Annotated in this window: 22 protein-coding genes; 9 read left to right on the top strand and 13 right to left on the bottom strand. The window is 71.5% G+C overall.

The annotated features are described in order from the left end of the window. Positions 1–136: 136 nt before the first annotated feature. Positions 137–886 carry a sigma-70 family RNA polymerase sigma factor gene (locus tag VM938_14245; protein ID HVF76194.1) on the bottom strand — a complete coding sequence of 250 codons (750 nt, stop codon included), beginning with the start codon at positions 884–886 and terminating at the stop codon, positions 137–139. A 201-nt stretch (positions 887–1,087) separates the two neighbouring features. Between VM938_14245 and VM938_14240 the strand changes: the two genes are divergently transcribed. After that, positions 1,088–1,429: a hypothetical protein gene (locus VM938_14240; protein HVF76193.1), complete on the top strand. Its 342-nt coding sequence runs from the start codon at positions 1,088–1,090 to the stop codon at positions 1,427–1,429. Here VM938_14240 and VM938_14235 read toward each other — a convergent pair. Genes VM938_14235 through VM938_14225 form a run of 3 tightly spaced genes read right to left on the bottom strand, consistent with a single transcriptional unit; the run spans position 1,416 to position 3,749 of the window. Further along, positions 1,416–1,676: an acylphosphatase gene (locus VM938_14235; GenBank protein HVF76192.1), complete on the bottom strand. Its 261-nt coding sequence runs from the start codon at positions 1,674–1,676 to the stop codon at positions 1,416–1,418. The genes VM938_14240 and VM938_14235 overlap by 14 nt on opposite strands. After that, the gene (locus VM938_14230) at positions 1,676–2,974 is read right to left on the bottom strand and encodes an acyl-CoA dehydrogenase family protein (GenBank protein ID HVF76191.1); all 1,299 of its coding nucleotides are present in this window, start codon (positions 2,972–2,974) and stop codon (positions 1,676–1,678) included. Before VM938_14230 ends, VM938_14235 begins: the two co-directional genes overlap by 1 nt. Before the next feature lie 10 nt (positions 2,975–2,984). Continuing rightward, the gene (locus VM938_14225) at positions 2,985–3,749 is read right to left on the bottom strand and encodes an LLM class F420-dependent oxidoreductase (GenBank protein HVF76190.1); all 765 of its coding nucleotides are present in this window, start codon (positions 3,747–3,749) and stop codon (positions 2,985–2,987) included. Positions 3,750–3,774: 25 nt separating this feature from the next. Between VM938_14225 and VM938_14220 the strand changes: the two genes are divergently transcribed. Together VM938_14220 and VM938_14215 are read left to right on the top strand one after the other, a co-directional pair. Continuing rightward, complete coding sequence (locus tag VM938_14220) at positions 3,775–4,086, top strand: TfoX/Sxy family protein (protein ID HVF76189.1); 312 nt, start codon at positions 3,775–3,777, stop codon at positions 4,084–4,086. A 114-nt stretch (positions 4,087–4,200) separates the two neighbouring features. Continuing rightward, positions 4,201–4,650, top strand: coding sequence for a hypothetical protein (locus VM938_14215; protein HVF76188.1), 450 nt, complete (start codon positions 4,201–4,203; stop codon positions 4,648–4,650). A 23-nt stretch (positions 4,651–4,673) separates the two neighbouring features. Here VM938_14215 and VM938_14210 read toward each other — a convergent pair whose 3' ends face one another. Next, positions 4,674–7,964 carry an error-prone DNA polymerase gene (locus tag VM938_14210; protein HVF76187.1) on the bottom strand — a complete coding sequence of 1,097 codons (3,291 nt, stop codon included), beginning with the start codon at positions 7,962–7,964 and terminating at the stop codon, positions 4,674–4,676. 100 nt (positions 7,965–8,064) lie between these two features. On the opposite strand from VM938_14210, the gene VM938_14205 reads away from it, so the two are divergent. Next, complete coding sequence (locus VM938_14205; GenBank protein ID HVF76186.1) at positions 8,065–8,919, top strand: hemerythrin domain-containing protein; 855 nt, start codon at positions 8,065–8,067, stop codon at positions 8,917–8,919. Here VM938_14205 and VM938_14200 read toward each other — a convergent pair. The 4 genes from VM938_14200 to VM938_14185 form a co-directional block, all read right to left on the bottom strand. Continuing rightward, complete coding sequence (locus tag VM938_14200) at positions 8,916–10,364, bottom strand: ATP-binding protein (GenBank protein HVF76185.1); 1,449 nt, start codon at positions 10,362–10,364, stop codon at positions 8,916–8,918. The two genes, VM938_14205 and VM938_14200, sit on opposite strands and share 4 nt — an antisense overlap. Positions 10,365–11,029: 665 nt before the next feature. Next, positions 11,030–12,751 (bottom strand): S8 family serine peptidase, encoded by a 1,722-nt coding sequence (locus tag VM938_14195; GenBank protein HVF76184.1) that lies wholly within the window; start codon positions 12,749–12,751, stop codon positions 11,030–11,032. Positions 12,752–12,942: 191 nt separating this feature from the next. Next, positions 12,943–14,538, bottom strand: coding sequence for a DNA polymerase Y family protein (locus VM938_14190; protein ID HVF76183.1), 1,596 nt, complete (start codon positions 14,536–14,538; stop codon positions 12,943–12,945). A gap of 17 nt (positions 14,539–14,555) precedes the next feature. Beyond that, positions 14,556–15,275, bottom strand: coding sequence for a hypothetical protein (locus tag VM938_14185; protein ID HVF76182.1), 720 nt, complete (start codon positions 15,273–15,275; stop codon positions 14,556–14,558). Between the two features lie 35 nt (positions 15,276–15,310). Here VM938_14185 and VM938_14180 point away from each other — a divergent pair, with 35 nt between their 5' ends. Together VM938_14180 and VM938_14175 are read left to right on the top strand one after the other, a co-directional pair. Beyond that, positions 15,311–15,529 carry a DUF3072 domain-containing protein gene (locus VM938_14180; protein ID HVF76181.1) on the top strand — a complete coding sequence of 73 codons (219 nt, stop codon included), beginning with the start codon at positions 15,311–15,313 and terminating at the stop codon, positions 15,527–15,529. A gap of 29 nt (positions 15,530–15,558) precedes the next feature. After that, complete coding sequence (locus VM938_14175) at positions 15,559–15,744, top strand: hypothetical protein (protein HVF76180.1); 186 nt, start codon at positions 15,559–15,561, stop codon at positions 15,742–15,744. A gap of 15 nt (positions 15,745–15,759) precedes the next feature. Here VM938_14175 and VM938_14170 read toward each other — a convergent pair whose 3' ends face one another. The 4 genes from VM938_14170 to VM938_14155 are packed head-to-tail and all read right to left on the bottom strand — an operon-like array spanning position 15,760 to position 19,076. Then, positions 15,760–17,028, bottom strand: coding sequence for an MFS transporter (locus VM938_14170; GenBank protein ID HVF76179.1), 1,269 nt, complete (start codon positions 17,026–17,028; stop codon positions 15,760–15,762). Beyond that, positions 17,025–17,471, bottom strand: a complete 447-nt coding sequence (locus VM938_14165) for a MarR family transcriptional regulator (protein ID HVF76178.1) — start codon at positions 17,469–17,471, stop codon at positions 17,025–17,027. Before VM938_14165 ends, VM938_14170 begins: the two co-directional genes overlap by 4 nt. A gap of 43 nt (positions 17,472–17,514) precedes the next feature. Further along, a complete protein-coding gene (locus VM938_14160) occupies positions 17,515–18,759 on the bottom strand; it encodes a Glu/Leu/Phe/Val dehydrogenase (protein ID HVF76177.1) in 1,245 nt (414 codons plus the stop codon). Positions 18,760–18,767: 8 nt separating this feature from the next. Further along, positions 18,768–19,076, bottom strand: coding sequence for a hypothetical protein (locus VM938_14155; protein ID HVF76176.1), 309 nt, complete (start codon positions 19,074–19,076; stop codon positions 18,768–18,770). A 39-nt stretch (positions 19,077–19,115) separates the two neighbouring features. On the opposite strand from VM938_14155, the gene VM938_14150 reads away from it, so the two are divergent. The 3 genes from VM938_14150 to VM938_14140 form a co-directional block, all read left to right on the top strand. After that, positions 19,116–20,222: an AI-2E family transporter gene (locus VM938_14150; protein ID HVF76175.1), complete on the top strand. Its 1,107-nt coding sequence runs from the start codon at positions 19,116–19,118 to the stop codon at positions 20,220–20,222. After that, positions 20,222–21,439 (top strand): TIGR00300 family protein, encoded by a 1,218-nt coding sequence (locus VM938_14145; GenBank protein HVF76174.1) that lies wholly within the window; start codon positions 20,222–20,224, stop codon positions 21,437–21,439. Before VM938_14150 ends, VM938_14145 begins: the two co-directional genes overlap by 1 nt. Next, positions 21,436–21,750, top strand: a 315-nt coding sequence (locus tag VM938_14140) for a hypothetical protein (GenBank protein HVF76173.1), incomplete at its 3' end; no start/stop codon positions are given. The genes VM938_14145 and VM938_14140, both read left to right, overlap by 4 nt.

Raw genomic sequence — 21,750 nt, 5'->3', positions numbered from 1 at the left:
GTCGTTGGTGATCTCCCGCACCCGCACACGCTCGGCCACCGCATCCCTCCTCGCTCGACAGTCTGCCGAACGAGCAGTTCGCGCCTCGGAGCGCGATTCCTCCTACGTCAAGGGGCGAAGGTTTCCGGAAGGGGCACTAGTCGGCGGCGGCGCCCGCCCAGGTGCGCATCTGGTCGAGGCTGCGAGCCAGCAGCCGCGACACCTGCATCTGGCTGAGGCCGATCTCGGAGGCGATCTCCGACTGGGTCATCTCGTGCACGAAGCGCAGCAGGACGATCCGCTGCTCGCGGTCAGGCAGCTTGGAGACCAGTTCTCCCAGCGCGTGGCGGTCTTCGGCCGCCGACATGCCCGGGTCGACAGCTCCCAGCGACATCGGCTCTTCGTCGTCGCGCAGGGGGGCATCGAGCGACACCAGGCGGTAGGCGTGGCGCACCTCGATGGCCTCGACCACGTCCTCGATCAACAGGCCGGTGTGGTCGGCGATCTCGGCGTAGGTGGGCGAGCGGCTGAGCTCGTGCGACAGCTCGTCGACGGCGGCCGCTACCGCCAGGTAGGACTCCTGCAGGCGCCGGGGCACCCGCAGGCGCCACGAATGGTCGCGGTAGTAGCGCTTGATCTCACCCCGCACGGTGGCCCAGGCGAACGTGGAGAACTCCACGCCGCGGGTGGCGTCGTAGCGCTCGAGGCCGCGCACGAGGGCGATCTGCACAACCTGTTCGAGGTCTTCACGCTCCTCCGGACGCCGGCAGAAGCGATTGATCATCGACTGGGCCAGGCCCTGGTAGCGGGACAGCAGTTCGTCGCGGAGGCCCGGCTCAGGTTGCTCCTGGTACCGGAGGTGGAGTTCGTGTAGCTCCCGTCGTGAAAGTACGACAGGTTTGGTCATCGACCTCATAGCCGCCGCAGCCCCGTCTTTCGTCGCCGTCTTGCCCCAACGACGACCACCGCCGATGAGGGCGGCTGGCTGCTCAACCAAATCGAACGTACCGCGACGCTTCGCTACGCAAACCGTCCTGCGGGGTACATCACGAGAATTCTTCTTTCGCCCGTCCAGAACCTGGTCCGGGCCGCCGTGCTACCGGCGGTGGTGAGCGGGCTGCCGTCCACCGTCGTGGCCGTCGTGCGGGGCGACGACCTGCTGGCGTCGAGCCGGGCGGCGGGCACGTTGCTGGGCAAGCCGTCGTTGGTGCGGGCGTTGGTTGCCCACGTCGGCCTGTCGCTGGGATGGACCGCCGTGCTGGGCGCGGTGCTGCCTCGGCGGCGGCGGCTGTTGTGGGGCGCGGCGGCCAGCGTGGGCATCGCCGCAATCGACCTGGGCGTAGTGGGGCGGCGGTTCCCGGCCGTGCGAGCGCTGCCGCAGGTGCCCCAGTACCTCGACCACGTCGCCTTCGGCGTGGCCGTGGCACTGACGACCGCTAACGAACGGTGAAGCCGTTGTCGCCCTGCGGTTCCTCCACGTAGACCTCGACGGCAGTGACGGTGGCCCACGGCGGCCCGCTGCGGCACCAGTCGACCATGGCCTCGACGGCGGCGGGCTCGCCCTCGAAGACGGCCTCCACGCGGCCGCCTTCGAGGTTGCGCACCCAGCCGTTGACATGGGTGGCCTGGCGGCGGCACGACTCGCGGAAGCCGACGCCCTGCACCCGGCCGTCGACGACGACCCTGCGGCGGATCACTACAGGTTGGCCGTCGCCTCCTCCAAGAGGTGGGCGAACTTCTCCTGGGCAGCGGTCCGGCGGGTGGGCACGTGCTCGGTGGGCACCTCGGTGGGCGTGTACTTCTTGAGGGCCGAGCGGGCCACCGTCACCCGGTGCACCTCGTCGGGGCCGTCGTAGATGCGGGCGGCGCGGGCCATGCGGTACATCGACTCCAGCGGCAGATCGGTGGAGAAGCCCAGCGAGCCGTGCACCTGGATGGCCCGGTCGATGACGTTGTAGAGGACCTGGGCGCCGAAGTACTTGATCATGGCGATCTCGACACGGGCAGCGGGGGCGCCGACCTTGTCCATCTTCCAGGCGGCATGCAGGGTCATGAGCCGGGCAGCCGACATCTCGGCCATGGAGTCGGCCACCCAGTTCTGCACGGTCTGCTTCTCGGCCAGGGTGGAGCCGTGGGCGTAGCGGGAGACGGCTCGCTCGCACAGCATGTCGAAGGCCCGCTTCGACTGGCCCAGCCAGCGCATGCAGTGGTGGATGCGGCCCGGGCCCAGGCGCTTCTGGGCCAGGACGAAGCCCTCGCCCTCGTTGCCCACCAGGTTCTCGTAGGGCACCCGCACGTCTGTGTAGGTGATCTCGGAGTGGCCGCCGTAGACGCCGAAGTGGGGCTCGGGGTGCTCCATGGTGGGGATGTCGCGCAGGATGTTCACGCCCGGCGCGTCGGCGGGCACGATGATCTGGCTGATGCCCTGGTAGGGGTGCACGTCGGGGTTGGTGACCGCCATGACGATGAGGATGTCGGCGATCGACCCGTTGGTCGTGAACCACTTGTGGCCGTTGATCACCCACTCGTCGCCGTCGCGCACGGCGGTGGTCTTGATGAGCGTGGGGTCGGCGCCCGCGCCGGGCTCGGTCATCGAAAAGGCGCTGCGGATCTTGCCTTCGAGCAGGGGCTCGAGCCACTTCGTGCGATGGTCGTGGCGGCCGCTGGAGGCGATGCCGTGGGCGATGATCTCGGCGTTGCCCGAGTCGGGGGCGTTGTTGCCGAACACCAGCGGGGCGTTCACCGACTGTCCGAGGATCTCGTGCATGAGGCCGAGCTTCACCTGGCCGAAGCCCATGCCACCGAGCTCGGGGTCGAGGTGGGCCGCCCACAGTCCCTGGCGCTTGACCTCTTCCTGCAGCGGTCGCACCGCCTGCACCAAGGTGTCGCGGTCGAGGCCCAACGTCTCCAGCGGGAAGACCTCCTCCCGCACGAAGTCCCGCATCCACTGCAGCTTCGCCTCGAACTCCGGCTCCGTCTCGAAATCCCATGCCATGGAAGCGAGGCTAGCTGCGCGACATGGCCAGCAGCCTCTCCACGGGGTCGAGGTCGAAGGGGTGGCCGCGGCCGAGGATGAGGTGGGTGGCGCCCGCTTCGAGGTAGGCCTCGACGTGGTCGAGTTCGTCCACGCTGTTGAACGCCACCGTGCGTTCGACGGCCGCGGGGTCGCGGCCGACCTTGGCGCACCAGTCGTCGAGGATGCGGTTCTTCTCGGCGTAGCGGTCGGGCGGGCCGAAGCTGTTCCAGGCATCGGCGTGCTCGGCCACCAGGCGCAGGGTGACCTTTTCGCCGCCCCCGCCGATGAGGATGGGCAGGGGGCCGAGGGGCGGCGGGTTGAGCTTGGGCAGGCGGGCCTTGATGCGCTGCAGCGAGGCCTCCAGGTCCTTGAGGCGGCTGGGGCCGGTGCCGAACTCGTAGCCGTACTCCTGGTAGTCGCGCTCGAACCAGCCTGCGCCCAGGCCGAGGATCAGGCGGCCGCCGCTGAGGTGGTCGACGGTGCGGGCCATGTCGGCCAGCAGCTCGGGGTTGCGGTAGCTGTTGCAGGTGACGAGCATCCCGAAGCGGGCCTGGGCGGTGTCGACGGCCATGGCCGCCAGCAGCGACCACCCCTCGAAGTGGGCGCCGTCGGGGTCGCCGTACAGCGGGTAGAAGTGGTCCCACGTCCAGATGGAGTCGACGCCCATGCGGTCGGCCGCCTGCCATGCGGCTCGAAGGTCCTCCATCGACGAGTGCTGCGGGTGAAGTTGCACACCTACCTTGAACCTGGCCATGTGCGGGACCCTACCCATGGGTAGCGTGGCCGACGTGGGGTCGTCGTTCGTGGAGTTCGTGCAGGACCAGTTGCCCGACGTCGTGGTCCGGGCCATGTTCGGGGGCCACGGGCTGTACCTCGACGGGGTGTTCTTCGCCATCGCCTACGACGGGCGGCTGTACCTGAAGACCGACTCGACCACGGTGGGGGCGTTCGTGGCTGCGGGCATGGGGCCGTTCACGCCGCCGCGGGGCCACGGGCCGAAGTCGTACTACGAGGTGCCCCCCGAGGTGCTCGACGACCGCGAGACGCTGCGGGCCTGGGCCCAGGCGGCCGTCGAGGTCGCCCGCTCGTAGCCCTCGCCGCGGCCTCGCCCGCGAAAACTGTCTCACCCTCCTCGTCATAGTGGCGCTCGCACCTCGCAGCTTCCCCTTGCGAAAACCGGCCCCTCGTTTTCCGGAGGTTGCGACATGCCGCGCCCGTCCTCGTCTTCGTCTTCGTCCTCGTCTTCGTCTTCGTCGTCGCTGTCGGCCCGCGCCCACGGCCTGCTCGCCCCACCGATCGCCGTGGAGCTGGCCACCGCAGGCGCCGCCGAGCAACGCCCGAGCCTGGTGGTGCTCCTGGTCGACGACGACGGGTTGCTCATCGCCGTGCGCGACCTCGACCTCGGCCCCACCGACCTGCCCGACGCCTGCACCACGCTCGTCACCCTGTCGCCGCCACAAGGACCGGCGGCCGCCGTGGTGGTGTCGCTCGACCCGGGGTCGGGGGCGGAGCCGCCCGCCGCCGCCGAGCACGCCTGGCACGAGGCCCGGCGGCGGCTCGAGGCCCACGACGTGGCCCTGCTCGACTGGCTGCTGGTGGCGGGCGACGAGGTGGCCTCGGTGCCCGCCCGGTTCGGGGAGCCGACGCCGTGGTGAGCGGCTGCCGGTCTCGGCGGGCGTCAGCGGAAGTCGCGGGAGCGCCCGCCCCGCAGCGACAGCGGCAGTGGCTCCAGGCGCTCCGCCACCACGTTCAGCACGCCCTCCACCTTCTCCAAGCGGCCGCGCACCAACAACGCAGGCGCCGAGCGGGCCACCCGACGGTGGCGGGCCCACACGCCCTTCGAGCAGATGACGTTGACGAGGCCGGTCTCGTCCTCCAGGTTGAGGAACGTGGTGCCCGACGCGGTGGCGGGCCGCTGTCGGTGGGTCACCACCCCGCCCACCAGCACCCGCTCCCCCGCGACGACCTCGACGAGGCCGCGGGCAGTCACCACGCCGAGCTCGTCGAGGCGCTCCCGCACGAACTCGGTGGGCGACGACGTCGGCGACAACCCGGTCGCCCACAGGTCGGCCGCCGCCTCCTCCACCTCGTTCATGCCCGGCAGCGTGGGCGCCCGCGCGCCGGTGACGACGCCGGGCAGCCGCCCGGGGCGGGCCTGCACGACGGCGCCCGCCGCCCACAGCGCGCCTCGACGGTCGAGGTCGAAGCAGCCGAACGCGCCCGCGGTCGCCAACGCCTCCACCTGTGGCTGGGTCAGCCCGCAGCGCCGGGCCACGTCCTCCATCGACGCATAGGGCCGGCCGGCCTCGATCGCCTTCGCCAGGTCCTTGCCGATGGTGCGCACGTACTCCAGCCCCAAGCGCACGGCGTGGTCGGGCTCCAGGTGGGCCTTGGCCCGGCTGACGTTGACGTCGGGGCCGCGCACGACCACGCCGTGGCGGCGGGCGTCGGCCACCAGGGTCTGGGGGGCCCAGAACCCCATGGGCTGGGCGTTGAGCAGCGCGGCGAGGAAGGCGTCGGGCCAGTGGTACTTGAGGTAGGCGCTGGCGTAGACGAGGTAGGCGAAGCTCACCGAGTGGCTCTCGGGGAAGCCGTAGTTGGCGAAGGCCACGAGCTTGTCGTAGACGGCATCGGCGACCTCGCCCGTGATGCCCCGCTCGGCCATGCCCTCGTACAGCCGCGCCTTGAGCTGCTCCATGCGCTCCACGCTGCGCTTCGAGCCCATGGCCTGGCGCAACTGGTCGGCCTCCGCGGGCGTGAACCCGGCCACGTCGATGGCCATCTGCATGAGCTGCTCTTGGAACAAGGGCACGCCGAGGGTCTTGGCCAGGCTGCGTTCGAGCAGCGGGTGCAGGTAGGTGACGGGCTCCACCCCGTTGCGCCTGCGGATGTAGGGGTGCACCGACCCGCCCTGGATGGGGCCGGGCCGGATGAGGGCGACCTCCACCACGAGGTCGTAGAACCGGCGCGGCCGCAATCGGGGCAGCGTGGCCATCTGGGCTCGGCTCTCGACCTGGAACACACCTATGGAGTCGGCCTCGCAGAGCATGTCGTAGACCTCGTCCTCCTGGGGGATGGTGGCCAGGTCGACGTCGATGCCGTGGTGCGCGCCCACGATGTCGACGGCGTCGTGTACCACCGACAACATGCCGAGGCCCAACAGGTCGAACTTCACCAGCCCCACTGCGGCGCAGTCGTCCTTGTCCCACTGGAGCACGGTGCGCCCGGGCATGCGCCCCCACTCGACCGGGCACACCTCGACGACCGGCCGGTCGCAGATGACCATGCCGCCCGAGTGGATGCCGAGGTGCCGCGGGAAGTGCTGCAACTCCCCCGCCATCTCCAGCACCTGCTGCGGGATGTCGTGGTCGGGCAACGCCGCGGTGGCCGACAGCGGCCCCCACGCGTCCACCTGCTTCGACCAGGCGTCCTGCTGGCCCGGAGCAAAGCCCAGCGCCTTGGCCATGTCGCGCACCGCCGACTTCGGGCGGTACGTGATCACGTTCGCCACCTGTGCGGCGTTCTGGCGGCCGTACCGTTCGTAGACGTACTGGATCGCCTCCTCGCGGCGTTCGCTCTCGATGTCGACGTCGATGTCGGGCGGCCCGTCGCGCTCGGGCGACAGGAACCGCTCGAAGAGCAGGCCCAGCGCCACGGCGTCGGCGTTGGTGATGCCGAGGGCGTAGCAGACGGCCGAGTTGGCGGCCGAGCCCCGGCCTTGGCAGTAGATGTTCGACCGGCGGCAGAACTCGGTGATGTCCCACACGATGAGGAAGTAGCCGGCGAAGCCGAGGCGCTCGATCATGTCGAGCTCGTAGGCGATCTGCCGGTAGGCGCCGGGCACCCGCTCGCGGTCGGGCGGCCCGTACCGCCGCTCGGCCCCCTGCCGGGTCAGCTCGCGCAACCAGCTCATCTCGGTGTGCCCGGGCGGCACGGGGAAGTCGGGCAGCTTGGGCGCCACCAGCCGCAGGTCGAACGCGCACGCCCGGCCGATGGCGGCGGCCCGCTCGACCACGCCGGGGTACCGGGCGAAGCGGCGGGCCTGCTCGCCCCCGCTGCGCAGGTGGGCCGACGCCGCAGGCGGCAGCCAACCGTCGATGTCGTCGAGCGAACGGCGGGCGCGCACGGCGGCCAGCGCGGTGGCCAGGCGGCGCCGGGCCGGGACGGCGTAGTGGACGTTGTTGGTGGCGACGACGTCGACCCCCAGCCGAATCGCCAGCGCCGCAAGCGCATCGTTGCGTGCGGCGTCAAGCGGATCACCGTGGTCCCACAGTTCGACGGCGACGTTCTCCCGCCCGAAGACGGCCACCAGGTCGCTGAGCTTGCGGGCCGCCGCTTGGGGCCCGTCGCTCGCCAACGCCGAGGCCACCAGCCCTTTGCGGCACCCCGAGAGCACCTGCCAATGGCCGCCGTGGGCCTCGGCCAGCGCGGCCAGGTGGAACCGCGGCCGCCCCTTCTCGCCGCCTGCCAGCTGGGCGTCGCTGATGGCCCGGCACAGCCGGGCGTAGCCCTCGGGGTCGCGTGCGAGGACGACGACGTGATGGCCTTCGGGATCGGCTGCGCCGTTCTGGGGAGCGGTGAGGCCGATGCTGAGCTCGGCCCCGAACACGGTGCGCAGCCCGACGGCGCCGGCTGCTTCGGCGAAGCGCACGGCGCCGTACATGCCGTCGTGGTCGGTGAGGGCGAGGGCCTCCAAGCCCAGCCGGGCTGCCTCCTCGGCCAGCTCCTCGGGGTGCGACGCACCGTCGAGGAAGCTGAAGTTGGAGTGGCAGTGCAGCTCGGCGTACGGCGTGCGCTGCGGCGCCTGCGGTGCGGGGCGGGGCTCGGGCGGCGGCTGGTACGGCTGGCGCTTGCGCGACCACGCCGGGCTGTCGCCGCCGTTCGCCGATCCCGGTTGGTTGCGCGGGCGGCCGTCCGACAACCGTCGTTCCAGCTCGTGCCACGGAAGGCCCGGGTTGTTGAAGCCCACGGTCGCAGGCTACGAACATACGTTCGATACCTTCCGAGTGCCACCACATCCATAGCAACTGCGGATTGTCCTGGGCCGCCTGCCGGGTACGCCTCCCGCCATGGCACGGCAGAAGAAGCAGGGCGGCGGCGTCGAGGGCGTGCTCGCCCCCGTCGCCTCCCTCGCCGTCATCACCGGCGCCGTGGTCCATTCGGTCCTCGAGCGCCGCCGGCGTGAGGCCGACGCCGGCCCCGAGTTGGGCTACCAACCGCCCGAGCCGGCGGGCAGTGCCCGACGATGCCGGGCGCGGCAGGCACGCGGCAGCCGTACCCGACCTCTGGCGTTTTCGCCGCCCGCCGCAACGGGTAGCTCCGCGCCTATGACTTCCCAGGGGATCACCGGCGCGCGGGCCGACGCCGTGGAGATGTTGACGTCCGACCACCGCCAGATGGACCAGACCTTCCGCCAGCTGCAGCTGGCGGCGACCACCGACGCCGTCGAGAACCAACGCCACCTCGCCCAGCACTTGATCAAGTTGCTGTCGGTGCATGCCGCCGTGGAGGAGCATGTGCTCTACCCGGCGATGCGCAGCGCCCTCGACGACGGCGACCGGGTCGTCGAGGAAAGCCTGGCCGAGCACGGCGAGCTCAAGCGCCTGCTGGCCGACCTCGACGGCAAGCAGCCGTCCGAGCACGGCTTCCTGGCCGGCTTCGAAGCGGTGATGGACATCGTGCGCCGCCACGCCGCCGACGAAGAACAGTCGCTGTTCCCGGCGCTGCGCGAGCGCCTGGGCACCGAGCGCTTGCACGAGCTGGGCGACGCCATGGAACGCGCCCGCTCGGTGGCGCCGACCCGGCCGCACCCCCATGCGCCGGACCGTCCGCCCGCCAACATCGTGGCCGGCGCCTTGGCGGGCCTCACCGACCGGGCGCGCCACATGGTGCGCGACGTCCGGGCCTGCCGCACGTCCGACTAACGGACGACGACGACCCCCGACGCCGCCGACCGCAGGCGGAGCGAGAACACGGCGCCGCCGTCTTCGCCCGCCGCCACGTCCAGCGTCCCCTGCATGGCATGGGCGAGTTCGCGAGCGATGTAGAGGCCGAGGCCGGTGCCCGCTTGGCGCCGGTCCTGGTCGAGCCGCTCGAAGCGGTCGAAGATGCGCCGAGCTTCGGAGGCCGGGATGCCAGGGCCGTGGTCGACGACGGCGACCTCCACGACCTCGGCATCGGCCCCGACACGGACTTCGATCGGCATGAGCTCCGGCGTGTACTTCACCGCGTTCGACAGCAGGTTGGCCACGATCTGTTCGAGCCACAGCTCACTGCCCTTGGCCGTGACCGCCCCCTCGGCCACGACGGTGATGCGACGGCTGGGGAACGCGGTGCGAAAGTCGTGCACCACCTGGGACACGACCGGCACCACGGGGACGGGCGCGTCGCGTACGTCGACCACGTGGCTCTCCACCCGTGACGCCTCCAACAGGTTCACGATCAGCTGCTCCAACCGCTGCGCCGAGCGCAGGATCGACTCGGCCGCCGTGTGACGGGCGTCCTCGTCGAGGCGCTCACCGCCGTCGAGCAGCAGGTTGGCAAACCCCTTGATCGGCGTCAGCGGCGTGCGCAACTCGTGCGACACGGTGGCCACGAAGTCTTCCTTGAGGCGCTCCACCTCGTGGATGCGGGTGACGTCGCGGGCCATCACCACGAGTACGCCAAGGCGGTCGTCCTTCGGCGGCACTCGCGAGTAGCTGCACGACAACCACCGCGTCGAGCCGTCGGCGGTCACGACCTGGACATCGCTCGGCAGCTCATCGCCGGCCGCCCACCGCTCCAGCAACACGTCGCGGCCCTGTGCGTCCTTGGCCCGCAGCACGCCCGCGTGGGCGCTGCCGACGATCGACGCCCCCGGGTACCCGGTGATCGCTTCCAGGCCCGGGTTCCAGGTCTGGATCACGCCGTCGGCATCGACGGCGAGGATGCCGTCGGAGGTGTTGTCGACCACGGTGAACAGCTTGCGCCGTTCCTCGAGGATCGAATCGAGCAACTCCGCCTTGTGCAGCGCCCCTCCGACCTCGGCGGCCAACGCGCCGAGTACGGCAACCTCGCCGTCGCCGAAGCCCTCGGTGCCGCCGCGGCCGAAGACCCGAAGCGTGCCGAGCACGCGCTCGCCTGTGGTGACCGGCACCTCGATGCAGTCGCCACTGGGCGCCCCATCGGCGGGGGCGCAGTGCACGGCCGCGGTCGTGCGCAGCTCGACGGCGTCGGCCTCGAAGCCCGACCGGACCTCGGCAAGGAAGGCGGGGATCCCGTCGCGGGGATCGATGGGCTCGGCCAGCACATGGGTGGCCTGCTGGAGGCACGCCAGTCGGATGCGGTCGGTGCGGGCAGTGGCGAAGCCGCGGCTGGCCCAGTGGAGCATGACGAGGGGCACCACGAAGAACGGCAGCGCCCAAGCGCTCGTCATGTAGGAGATGGCGAACAACCCGCCGAAGCCCGTGTTGACGACCCAGCCGCCGACCCAGCCGGGCAGGATTACCGGCCGCAGCCCCGCGAACGTCTGGCGCCACGTGTGGCCGTTCACCAGGCGGATGACGTTGCCGAAGGCCAGCTGGTTGCACAGTGACACGACCAGCAATGCGCACACCAAGGCGATGATGTCGTAGCCGACCAGCCCGTGCTGGTGCTCCCCCGCTGCACTGTGGCGCATGGCGGTGAACACGACGCTCCCGGCGCCCGCGGCGGCCATCCAGTTGGCCACGTTGAACAACGTCTTGCGCGGCGGGTTGCGCCGCATCACCGAGGCCCCCACTTGGGCGACGGCGACCGTCAGCATCACCACCGGCGTCGGCAGGGCCACCAGCGCCGGTGCCAGCGCCGCCTCGAACAGGTTGAGGGCGTCGACCTCGCCCCGGTACACGAAGCGCACGAGCAGGTACTCGGCGGCGCCGAGCAGCAAGGTGAAGGGCACGACCGCCCACCACGTGGCCGCATGGTCGAGGCCGTAGTGGTGAAAGCTCAGCGCCCCCACAGCAGCGGCGGCGGCGAACAGGCCGACGGTGAAAACGGCGACGGGGTCGCGGCGACTCACTCCCAGCCGCCGTACCAACTGGAGCCGTACCAGGAGCTGCCGTACCAACTCGACCCGTACCACGACGACCCGTACCAACTGGAGCCGTACCAACTCGACCCGTACCAGGAGCTGCCGTACCAACTGGAGCCGTACCACGACGACCCGTACCAGGAGCTGCCGTACCAGCTGGAGCCGTACCAGGACGACCCGTACCAGGACGAGCCGGTGAAGGCGACCGGGTCCCACAGCAGCAACTGCGCCGTGAGCGTCCCTTCCACAACGGTGCGCAGCGGGTCGCCCGCCTGGATGCGGACGGTGCCGCGGCTGGCGTCGAGGCTGCCCAGGCCGCTGGAGCGCACCACGCCGACGTTGGCCACACCGGCGGGCGCCGAGAAGGCGGCCTCGTATGCGTCGACGGTCCCGGCGCCCACGGTGTTGGCATCGTCGGACGCCGCTCGCCGCGCCGTCGACATCAGCGCGTACTTGGCCCGATCGGGCGTCATGGCCGGCTGGGCCGACAGCATCGAGGCGACCACGCCCGACACCACGCCGGCCGCCATGGAGGTGCCACTGCCCTGCCGGTAGGCGCCGTCGACGTAGTTCGGGAAGCGGGTGTCGACCTCGCTGCCCGGTGCCCGCAGCGACACCACGTGCGCACCGGGCGCCGTGACGTCGGGCTTGGCGAGGCCGTCGGCTGCGGTCGGTCCGCGGGACGTGAAGTCAGGCACCAGGTCGTCGCCCAAGCCGGGCGTGCCCCGGTCGTCGGTCGCCCCGACGGTCACCACCAACGGGTCGTCACCGGGCTTGGCGATGGTCCCCGCCGCCGGGCCGCGGTTGCTGGCGGAGACGACGACGACGATGCCTGCGTCCCACGCTCGCTCCACGGCGTAGTTCAGCGGGTCGACCTTGTAGCTCTGCGTGGAGTCCGTCCCCAACGACAGGTTGAGGACTCGGATGTTGTAGCGGTCCTTGAACGAAACCACCCACTGGATGCCGGCGATGACGCCGCTGACGTCGGCCGAGCCGTCGCGGCCTGCGATCTTGACCGACACGAGGTTGGCCTCGGGGGCCGCACCCTTCCAGCGGCCACCCGACGAAGCGCCGTTGCCGGCGATGAGCCCGGCGATGAAGGTGCCGTGCCCGTAGGAGTCGGCGCACCCGGCCTCGCCCGACAGGTTCTGGCAGGCGGAGACGGCCCCGGTGATGTCGTCGGTGACCGGCAGCACCCGGCCCGCCAGGTCGGGCACATCGGCAACGCCGGTGTCGATCAGGGCAACGGTGACGCCTGCGCCGCGGTGGCCCGCCTGGTCCATGTCGTCGCTGCCGACGACCTTGGCGAAGACGGACTTCACGCCGGAGGACGACTCCCCCTGCGGCTGCATGCGGCGGTCCAGGGAGATGGCGCGCACGCTCGGGTCGTCGGCCAGCGCAGGCACGGCGTCGGTGGGGACGGTGGCGGAGAAGCCGTTCACCAAGGGCAGGTCACGCGTGACCTGGCCACCCAGGTCGTGCACGGTGCGCTCAGGATCGCCGGCGGTGCCGGCGTGCTTCTGCACGATGATGCGCGCCGTGGCGTCACGCAGGGTGCGGAGCGCGTCGTCGACAGCGGCGGCGGCCGCTCGGGCCGGAGCGTCGGCGCCGGCGCCGGTGCTGCCAGGAAGCACGGTTGCCGCGGCCAACGACATGGCGAGGGCAAGGGCAACGACTACGCGACGCGGGAGGGCAAGGGTGTGCACCGGCATCGACCCCTTCGTTGAGAACGGTGACTCCTAGTGAGTATTACGACGCGGGTCGTTGCCGACCATGGCCCGATGGCGTCAAATGCCAACGTCCGATCGGACTAGGCAGCGCCTTTCGCGGGGGTTTGCCCGTCCGCGATTCGCCCAGCCGACGCATGCGGCGCACGCCGGACAGATGGGCGAACGCGTCAGTCATAGGACGCTTCGACCCACCACTGGCCACGTTCGAGGACCACCAGATGGGCCACGCCGGTACCGTCCTCTTCGATTTGGAAGCGTGCTCGACGGCGGTGGGCGGTGCCGTCCCACCACCGCTCGTCGACCGGCCACGGCCCCGCCCACGCCCGCACGTCGCGCCACCGGCCGCCGCCGACCCGCAGGCGGGCGGGCGGCATCGGCACCGCCCCGCGCCCGGTGACCCGCACCGGGCGGCCCTCGGCGTCGACCAGTTCGGCGGGCAGCGGCAGGCGGTGCACGGTCGCCGGCGCCGGGGCGGGCAGGCGACCCGGCCATGGCGGCACCTCGACACGGCCGTCGGCCCGGACCGGTGCCTCGCCCGGTCGCCCCGGCCGCTGCGGTTGCCGAGGGTCGCCCCACGGGACGAGGGAGACCTGTTCGACCGGGCTGCGCCCCCCGGACAGCACGCCCGTCGTCACTGCCTCGGGGCCGAGCATGCCCTGCACGCGGGCCAACGCCCGCGCCGCCCGGTCGTCGACGTCGGCGGCGCCGCCCCAGAAGCCGACGGGGCGGCCGTTGTCGGGCTTCACCTCGTCGGGCACCAGCCGCAGCAACGTGAGCCCCGCCGTGGGCATGGCGTCGGCGTCGTCGGCCGTGCCCGCCAGCCAGCCGTCGAGCTGCCAGCGCACGCGCTCGGCCATGGCGGCCGCCGTCAGGGCGCCGTCGTGGCGCCACAGCCGGGCCAACCGCTCGCCGTGCTCGGTCTCGGCCTCGACGAGTACACGGGTGCACGCCAGCCCTTGCGACGACAGGCGCTGGTGGAGCTCCTCGGCCAAGCCCTTGGCCGCGAAGGCGGCGATGTCGACCCGGCCCGCAGGCGGGTCGAGCACGCGCTCGACCGCCAGCTCGGGAGGTGGCGTGCGGGCGACCACAGGGCGTTCGTCGAGGCCGCACGCCAGCCGGTGGGCGGCCGCGCCCTCGAGCCCGAAACGGGCCAGCACGTCGGCGGCAGGCAACGCTGCGAACTCACCGAGCGTCCGTATCCCCAAGCGGGCCAGGAGGTCGGCGTCGTCGCCTCGTCCAAAGGCGGTGACCGGGAACGGCGCCAGGAAGGCTGCGCTCCCACCCACCGCCACGATGCGCACGGGGTCGTCGTCACTCGTGGCGCGTGCGGCCAACGCCGCGGCAAAGGCCCCCTCGGCAATGCCCACGCGCGGGCGCGCGCGCATGACCCCCGCCACTGCTTCGACCAGCGCCCGCGCCAACGCCTCGTCGCCACCGAAGTAGCGCGACGGGCCGCGCGTGGCCAGCGCACACTGGCCCGGGCGCGTGACCTCGACGCGGGGCGCGAACGCCTCGACGGCAGCTACCACCGGTTCGAAGGCGCGTGCGTCGCGAGCCGGGTCGGGAGCGAGCACGATCAGGGAAGGACACCGCGCCTGCGCCTCCCGCCGGCGCAGCCCGCGCGTCACCCCTTCTCGTCGGGCCGCGGCCGAACAGGCCACCACCCGGTTCGCCACCACGACGGCCGCCGCCTCGTCGGCCCCGACGCCCGCGGCCGTCAACGGCCAGTCGGGGCACCAGACGACAAGCGTCCGCTCCGGCAAAGGCGCACCCGTCACTGTCACCCCGCCACCCGCGCCTCCCCTCTGGCCGCCGGACGCGCGGCAGCCTGGCGTCGAACGTCTCCATCCGCATCCGGCAGCCAGAGCGACAGGCGCCGGGGACGAGCGGCTGCGCCTCGTCCCTCGGTGACGACCTCGACGAGCCGAGAGCGGAGGTGCCCGTGCCCCTGCTCCAACCCGTGCCATGTCGCCTGGCGGACGGCCACCCGCACGTCGGCGCCTTCCCATGCACCGACGACGAGCAGGACCGACCCGCGTTCCCTGGCGCGGGCGGTGAGCCGACGGGCATGGGCCGCCCCCACCCGCGAAGGCGGCTGCACCAGCACGATGTCGAAGGCGTCGACCACCGCGGCAGTGACCGACGCCCACTCCTCACCGGTGGCCGGCGCGGCGATGAGCGGGAACCGGGCCAGGTCGATGCCCGCCTCCACCGCCGCCACCAGCCCGAGCGACGGCCACCCCACCGCCGCACACCACGACCCCGCCTGCGACGGCCCGGCGGCGACGGCGAGTGCCAGGGACGTGGCCGCCGCCCCCGGCGTCACCGCCACCGTCGAGCCCCGCCGCAGCCCCGCCCACGGGAGCAGCCCCGCCAACCCCGGCAGCAGCGGGAGGACCTGGTCGCCCGCATGCACGACCGGGCGCGTGCGGGCCACCACCTCCTGCAGCTGCGCAGTGCCTCCGCGGTCGACTCGGGCCATGGCGCGAGTATCGAACATGTGTTCGAACAGGTCAAGAGGGGTACGGAAGATTCATGAGCAACGGACAGACCGCCCCCGATGCCCCCACGCCCAACCCGGCCAAGGACCCCGACGACTGGGTCACCGGCGAGGAGCCCATGACCGGCCCGCAGGAGTCCTACCTCAACACGCTGGCCCAAGAGGCAGGTGAGGAGGTCCCCGACGACCTCACCAAGGCCGAGGCCTCCAAGAAGATCGACGACCTCCAGGAGCGCACCGGCCGCGGCGCATGACAGCGCCGACGCACGGGTAAGCACGGCCTATGACCGACCCTCGGATGGCCGACCACGAGATGGGCCTCGAACTGCAGATCGTGGAGCTGGTCGAGCAGCGCACCCGGGCCGAGGTCCAGGGCAGGGACGACGACGCCCGCCGCATCCAGGGCGAGATCGACTTCCTGCAAGCCGAGCTCGCGCAGACGGCCGAACGCATCGCCCGCGGCGCCTGAGCGGACGGCGACCTCCTACGCAGCAGCCGGTTCGGCCGGCAGCTGCGCGGTGACGGCAGCCTCGCCCCGTACGGCCGCCCGTCGAAACGCAATCGCACCCGCGGCGGTGGCCACGAACGCCGCAGCGGCGCCCACACCGAGGCCGGCACGAGGCCCGAACTGCTCGGCCACCGTGCCCACGATGGGCCCGCCGATGGGCGTCGACCCGAGGAACACCAGCGCGTAGAGCGCCATCACCCGCCCGCGCATGGCCGGCTCCGAACCCAGCTGCAACATGGCGTTGGCCGTCGTCATGAACGTGATCACTGCAGCGCCCAGCAGCACCAGCACCACCAGCTCCACCGCCATGGTGGGCGCCACCGCGGCGGCGGCCATCAACGCAGCGGTCGCCCCGCAGCCCCGCACCAACAGCGACGGCGACGGCTTGGCCCGGGCCGCCGTGACCAGCGCGCCGACCAAGGCGCCCACGCCGATGGCCGAGGTGAGCAGGCCGAAGCCACCGGCATCGGCGCCGAAGGTGAAGCGGGCCATCAGCGGCAACACCACGTTGAAGTTGAAGGCGAACGTGCCCACTGCGGCCACCAGCAACAACGTCCAGCGCCGCTCGGGCGACGACCACACGTACCGCAGCCCGGCCCGCACCTGCCCCGGTTCCCGCCGTGCCCGCTCGGCCGGGTGCAACTCCTCGGGCCGCATGGCCACCAAGGCACCGATCACCCCGAGGAACGACACGGCGTTGACCAGGAAGCAGATCCACAGCCCGGCCCCGACGATGAGGAAGCCCGCCACCGCAGGCCCCACCACCCGCGACCCGTTGAACAGCGCCGAGTTCAGCCCGATGGCGTTGGGCAGCGACTCCGGCCCCACCATCTCGGTCACGAACGCCTGCCGGGTGGGCGTCTCGATCACCGTGGCGCAGCCCAGCAGGAACGCCGCCAGGTAGACCATCCACAACTCGACCACCTCGGTCGCCGTCACCACGGCAAGGGCCAGGGCCACCGCGCCCATGGCCGACTGCACCACCACCAGCGCCTTGCGCTTGTCGACCCGGTCGGCCACCACGCCGCCCCACGCCCCGGCCACCAGCATGGGCACGAACTGCAACCCGGTCACCATGCCGACGGCGGCGCCGCTGTCGGTCAGGCGCAGCACCAGCCAGGCCTGGGCCACCGACTGCATCCACGTCCCCGTCAACGACACCAACTGCCCGCAGAAGAACAGTCGGTAGTTGCGGATCTGCAGCGAACGGAAGGTGCGGCCCGACAACGCCTTCAGCAGGGTCACGCGTCGCCGTCCAGCAACCGCTCGAGGACCGGCAAGGCCGCCTCCACTGCAGCACGCTCCTCGGCCGACAGGGTGCGCAACCGCTCGGCCAGGAACATCGCTCCCCGCTGCCGGCCGCGCTCCACGAACCGGTGCCCGGCCGAGGTGACCTGCACCCGCGCCACCCGCCGGTCGCCGGCGTCGACCTCTCGCACCACGTACCCGGCGGCCTCCAGCCGAGCCACGATCTTGGTCATCGTCGGCGGCTGCACCTGCTCGACGGCGGCCAGCTCGCCCAGCGTCAGCGGCCCGAAGCGGTCGATGCTGGCCAATGCCGAGATCATCGACGGCGTGGCCTCGTCGCCCATCCCCTCCTGGCGGATGCGGCGGGCCAAGCGCATGACCACCAGCCGCGCCCGACCGGCCAGGTCGGTCAGTTCTCGGGTGGCGGCGACTGGGCTCATCGGTTTCCCAAACTAATTAGCTCGGGAAACTATTCCCAGCGATTTACGGGAACAACCCCCGAGCCGAGATGGCCTCGGCCAACCGCTCGACGGCCAGGGCGAATGCGGCTCGCCGCAACGACACATCGAGCGTCTCCGCCCGGGCCCACACGGCCTGGAAGGCCTCGTCCATGGTGGTGCGCAGTCGGGTGGCGACCAGTTCCTCTTCCCAGGCGTAGCCCTGCCTGCTCTGCGCCCACTCGAAGTACGAGGCGGTGACACCCCCGGCGTTGGCCAGGATGTCGGGCACCACCACGATCTCGCGGCGGTCGAGCACGGGATCGGCCGAGGGCGTGGTCGGCCCGTTGGCCGCCTCCACGATCACCTTGGTGTCGAGCGCTTCGGCCACCCGCTCGTCGATGGCCCCCGCCAGCGCCGCGGGCACCACCAGTTCGCACTCGATGGCCCACATGTCGTCGGGGTCGACGGGGTCGCCGCCGTCGAAGCCCGCCACCGTGCCCGCATGGGCCACGTGGTCGGACAGCGTGGACGGATCGAGCCCGCCCGGGTTGTAGACAGCGCCTCCCACGTCGCTCACCGCCACCACCCGCATGCCCGCCGACGACAAGAGGAACGCCAACGGGCCGCCCACCTTGCCGAAGCCCTGGATGATGGCCCGGCTCCCGGCGAACGGCAGTTCCAGGGCAGCGAAGGCCGCTCGGGTGCAGACCAGCACGCCGGTCGACGTGGCCCCTGTGTGGCCCCGGGTGCCCCCGATCGACAGCGGCTTGCCGGTGACGGAGCCGGGCAGGAGCTCGCCCCGCAGCATCGACAAGGTGTCCATCAGCCACGCCATGACCCGGCCGTCGGTGTTCACGTCGGGTGCGGGGATGTCCTTGTCAGGCCCCAGCAGCGGCGATATCTCCAGCGTGTAGCGCCGGGTCAGCCGCTCCAACTCGCCCAGCGACAGCCGGGTCGGGTCGCAGCGCACACCGCCCTTGCCGCCCCCGAAGGGCAGCCCGGCGATGGCCGTCTTGAACGTCATGCCCGCGGCCAGCGCCGCCACCTCGCGGGCGTCGACGTCGGGGTGGAAGCGAATGCCGCCCTTGGCGGGCCCCCGCGTCGTGTCGTGGTGCACGCGCCAGCCGGTGAACACCTCGACGCGCCCGTCGTCCATGCGGACGGGGATCGACACTTCGAGCACCCGGCGCGGCGTGCGCAGCAGCCGGTGGATGTCGGGTTCGAGGCCGGTCAGCTTGGCGGCGTCGTCGAGACGCTCCAGGACGGCGGCCCAGGGATCACCCGACACGGCGCCGCCTACGGGATCGAGGGGGTGACGCCCTCGGTGTAGTGGATGAACAGCTCTTCGAGCACGCCCAGCAAGCCGGACGACTCGGCCCCTGCGGCCAGCTCGACGGTGACCTCGTTGGAGTACACATGCACGGCCTCCACGCCTCCATGGGCGAACAGCCGGCGGGCCACCTCGTCGGGTGGCCGATGGCCGGTGACCTCGCCACCAGCGCGATAGCGCTCGTGGCCCATCCCGGTGAGGCTGCGGTTGAGCTCGAAGCGCACGATCCCGGGACGGGTCGACGGCTTCTGGAACACAGTGATCGGCTGGCCCATGGCGTGACGGAGGTTAGCCCGTCGCTACGCTGACCCGCGATGGCCGTCCCCGGCGAGCGCGACCGAACCCCGATCCCCTGGCGCGTCATCTTCGCCACGATCTTCGCCGTCCTCGCCGTGTGGATCGGCTTGGGCATCCTGCGGGAGCTGGCCCGCATCGTCACGTGGCTGGTGGTGGCGGGCTTCCTGGCCGTCGTCCTCACGCCCGCCGTCGACTTCCTGGTGAACAAGCTGCGCTTCCGCCGGGCGGTCGCCACCCTGCTCGTCTTCATCACCGGCCTCGGCCTGCTCGCCGCGCTGCTCTACACCTTCATCCGCCCCATCGCCGACCAGGCGGGCGAGTTCTCCGAGAACTTCCCCGAGTACGTGGCCGATGCCCGAGCCGGACGCGGCCCGGTCGGCGGCATCGTCACCCGCTACGACCTCGACGAGCGGCTGGAGCAGAACCAGGACCGCATCCGCGAGGCGCTCAACGACCTCGGCAGCAACAGCGTCGACATCGTGCGCAGCCTGGGCAACGCGCTCGCCGCGGGCCTGACGATCTTCGTCCTCGCCTTCCTGATGATCCTGCAAGGCCCGCAGATTTTGGCGACGGGGCTCAACGTCCTGCGCGAGGAACGGCGAGAACGGGTCAGACGGGTGGCGGGCGACTGCGCCAAAGCGGTCACCGGCTACATGGCGGGCAACCTGCTCATCAGCGTGGTGGCGGGCGTGGCGACGTTCGTCTTCCTCTTCGTCATGGACATCCCCTTCCGGGGCGTGCTGGCGCTGTGGGTTGCCTTCGCCGACCTCATCCCCTTGGTGGGCGCCACCCTCGGCGCCATCCCTGCGGTGGTGGTCGCGTTCCTGCACTCGACCGTGGCCGGCGTCGCCACCATCGTCTTCTTCGTCGTGTACCAGCAGTTCGAGAACCACGTGTTGCAGGTCACGATCATGTCGAGGACGGTCAACCTCAACCCCTTGGCCGTGCTGATCAGCGTGTTGTGCGGCGTCGAACTGTTCGGCATCCTCGGCGCCCTGCTCGCCATCCCGGTGGCGGGCGTGATCCAGGTGATCGTGCGCGACCTGTACGACGAACGGACGGGACGCATGAAGCCGGAGCCCACCATCGGCCGGGACGAGGTACCGGTGAGCGAGGTCGAGTGATGGCGAGTGAGATCGTCGAGGTCGAAGGCCACATCATCGACTCGTTGATCCTGGCCAAGGTGATGGACGTGATCCTCGCCGCAGGCGCCGACTACCGCATGCTCCAGGTCGACATCGGCAAGACCAACGTCGATGCCAGTCGGGCGCAGCTCGAGGTGTCGGCCGACGACGAGGCCTTGTTGGAAGCGGTGCTCGTCGAACTGCAGACGCACGGCGCCAACCGGGTGGTGCAGACCGACGCCGAGCTGGTGCCGTGCGAGGCCGACGGCGTGTTCCCGGCGGGCTTCTACTCCACCACCAACCTGCCGACCTGCGTGCGGATCGGCGGCCGGTGGGTCGACGTGGAGAACCCCGAGATGGACTGCGGCGTGGTGGTGACCCCCGAGGAGCGGGTGCGGACCGTGCCCATGCACCGGGTGCGCGTGGGCGACCGCGTGGTCGTGGGCCACGAGGGCGTCAAGGTCAGCGCGCCCGAACGGCCCCGGGGCGCCAGCCCCTTCGAGTTCATGGCCTCCGACGTCAGCAGCGAGAAGCCCAAGGCATTGCTCGTCGCCAACGTGGCCGACCGGGTGCGAACGGCAAAGGAGGCGGGCGGCAAGCTGCTCGCCGTGTGCGGCCCGGCGGTGATCCACACCGGCGCAGGGCCCGACGTAGCCCACCTCGTGCGCGACGGTTGGATCGACGTGCTCTTCGCGGGCAACGGCTTCGCCACCCACGACATCGAGTCGAACGTCATGGGCACGTCGCTGGGCATCTCCGTCGACGCGGGTACGTCGTCGGAAGGCGGCCACGCCAACCACCTGCGGGTCATCAACGAGGTGCGCCGGTACGGCTCGATCGCCGCTGCGGTGGAGGCGGGCTACATCGACGGCGGCGTGATGTACGAGTGCGTGCAGCGCGGCGTGCCGTTCGTGCTGGCGGGCTCGGTGCGCGACGACGGGCCACTGCCCGACGTCTACACCAACGTGGTGGAGGCGGTCGACGCCATGCGGTACCTCCTGCCCGGCGTGTCGGTGGCGCTGATGCTGGCGTCCACCTTGCACGCCATCGCCACCGGCAACCTGCTGCGGGCCGACGTGGAGACGTTCTGCGTCGACATCAACCAGGCCGTGGCCACCAAGCTCACCGACCGGGGCAGCCATCAGGCGTTGGGCATCGTCACCGACGTGGGCCTGTTCGTCGAAGGGCTGCGCCAGCAACTCGTCGGGCCCGCGTGACCCTCGGCTGGGGCCGCCGTTACCTGATGTGCCCGCCGGAGCACTTCGGCGTGCTCTACGAGATCAACCCGTGGATGCACCGGGAGGTCACCGTCGACCTCGACCGGGCCCGCGACCAGTGGGAGGGTCTGGTCGCCACCCTGGAGGCGGCCGGCGCCGAGGTGGAGAGGATGGAGCCGCAGCCGGGCCTGCCCGACCTGGTGTTCACCGCCAACGCCGGCATGGTCAACGCCGGCCGGTTCGTCCCCAGCCGGTTCCGCCACCCCGAGCGGGCCCCCGAGGTCCCCCACTTCCGGGGCTGGTTCGAGGCC

The organism is Acidimicrobiales bacterium, assembly GCA_035536915.1.
GTDB lineage: Bacteria > Actinomycetota > Acidimicrobiia > Acidimicrobiales > JAHWLA01 > JAHWLA01.
Note: the sequence above shows the minus strand (reverse complement) of the source record. Positions and strands in the feature narration are given on the sequence as shown.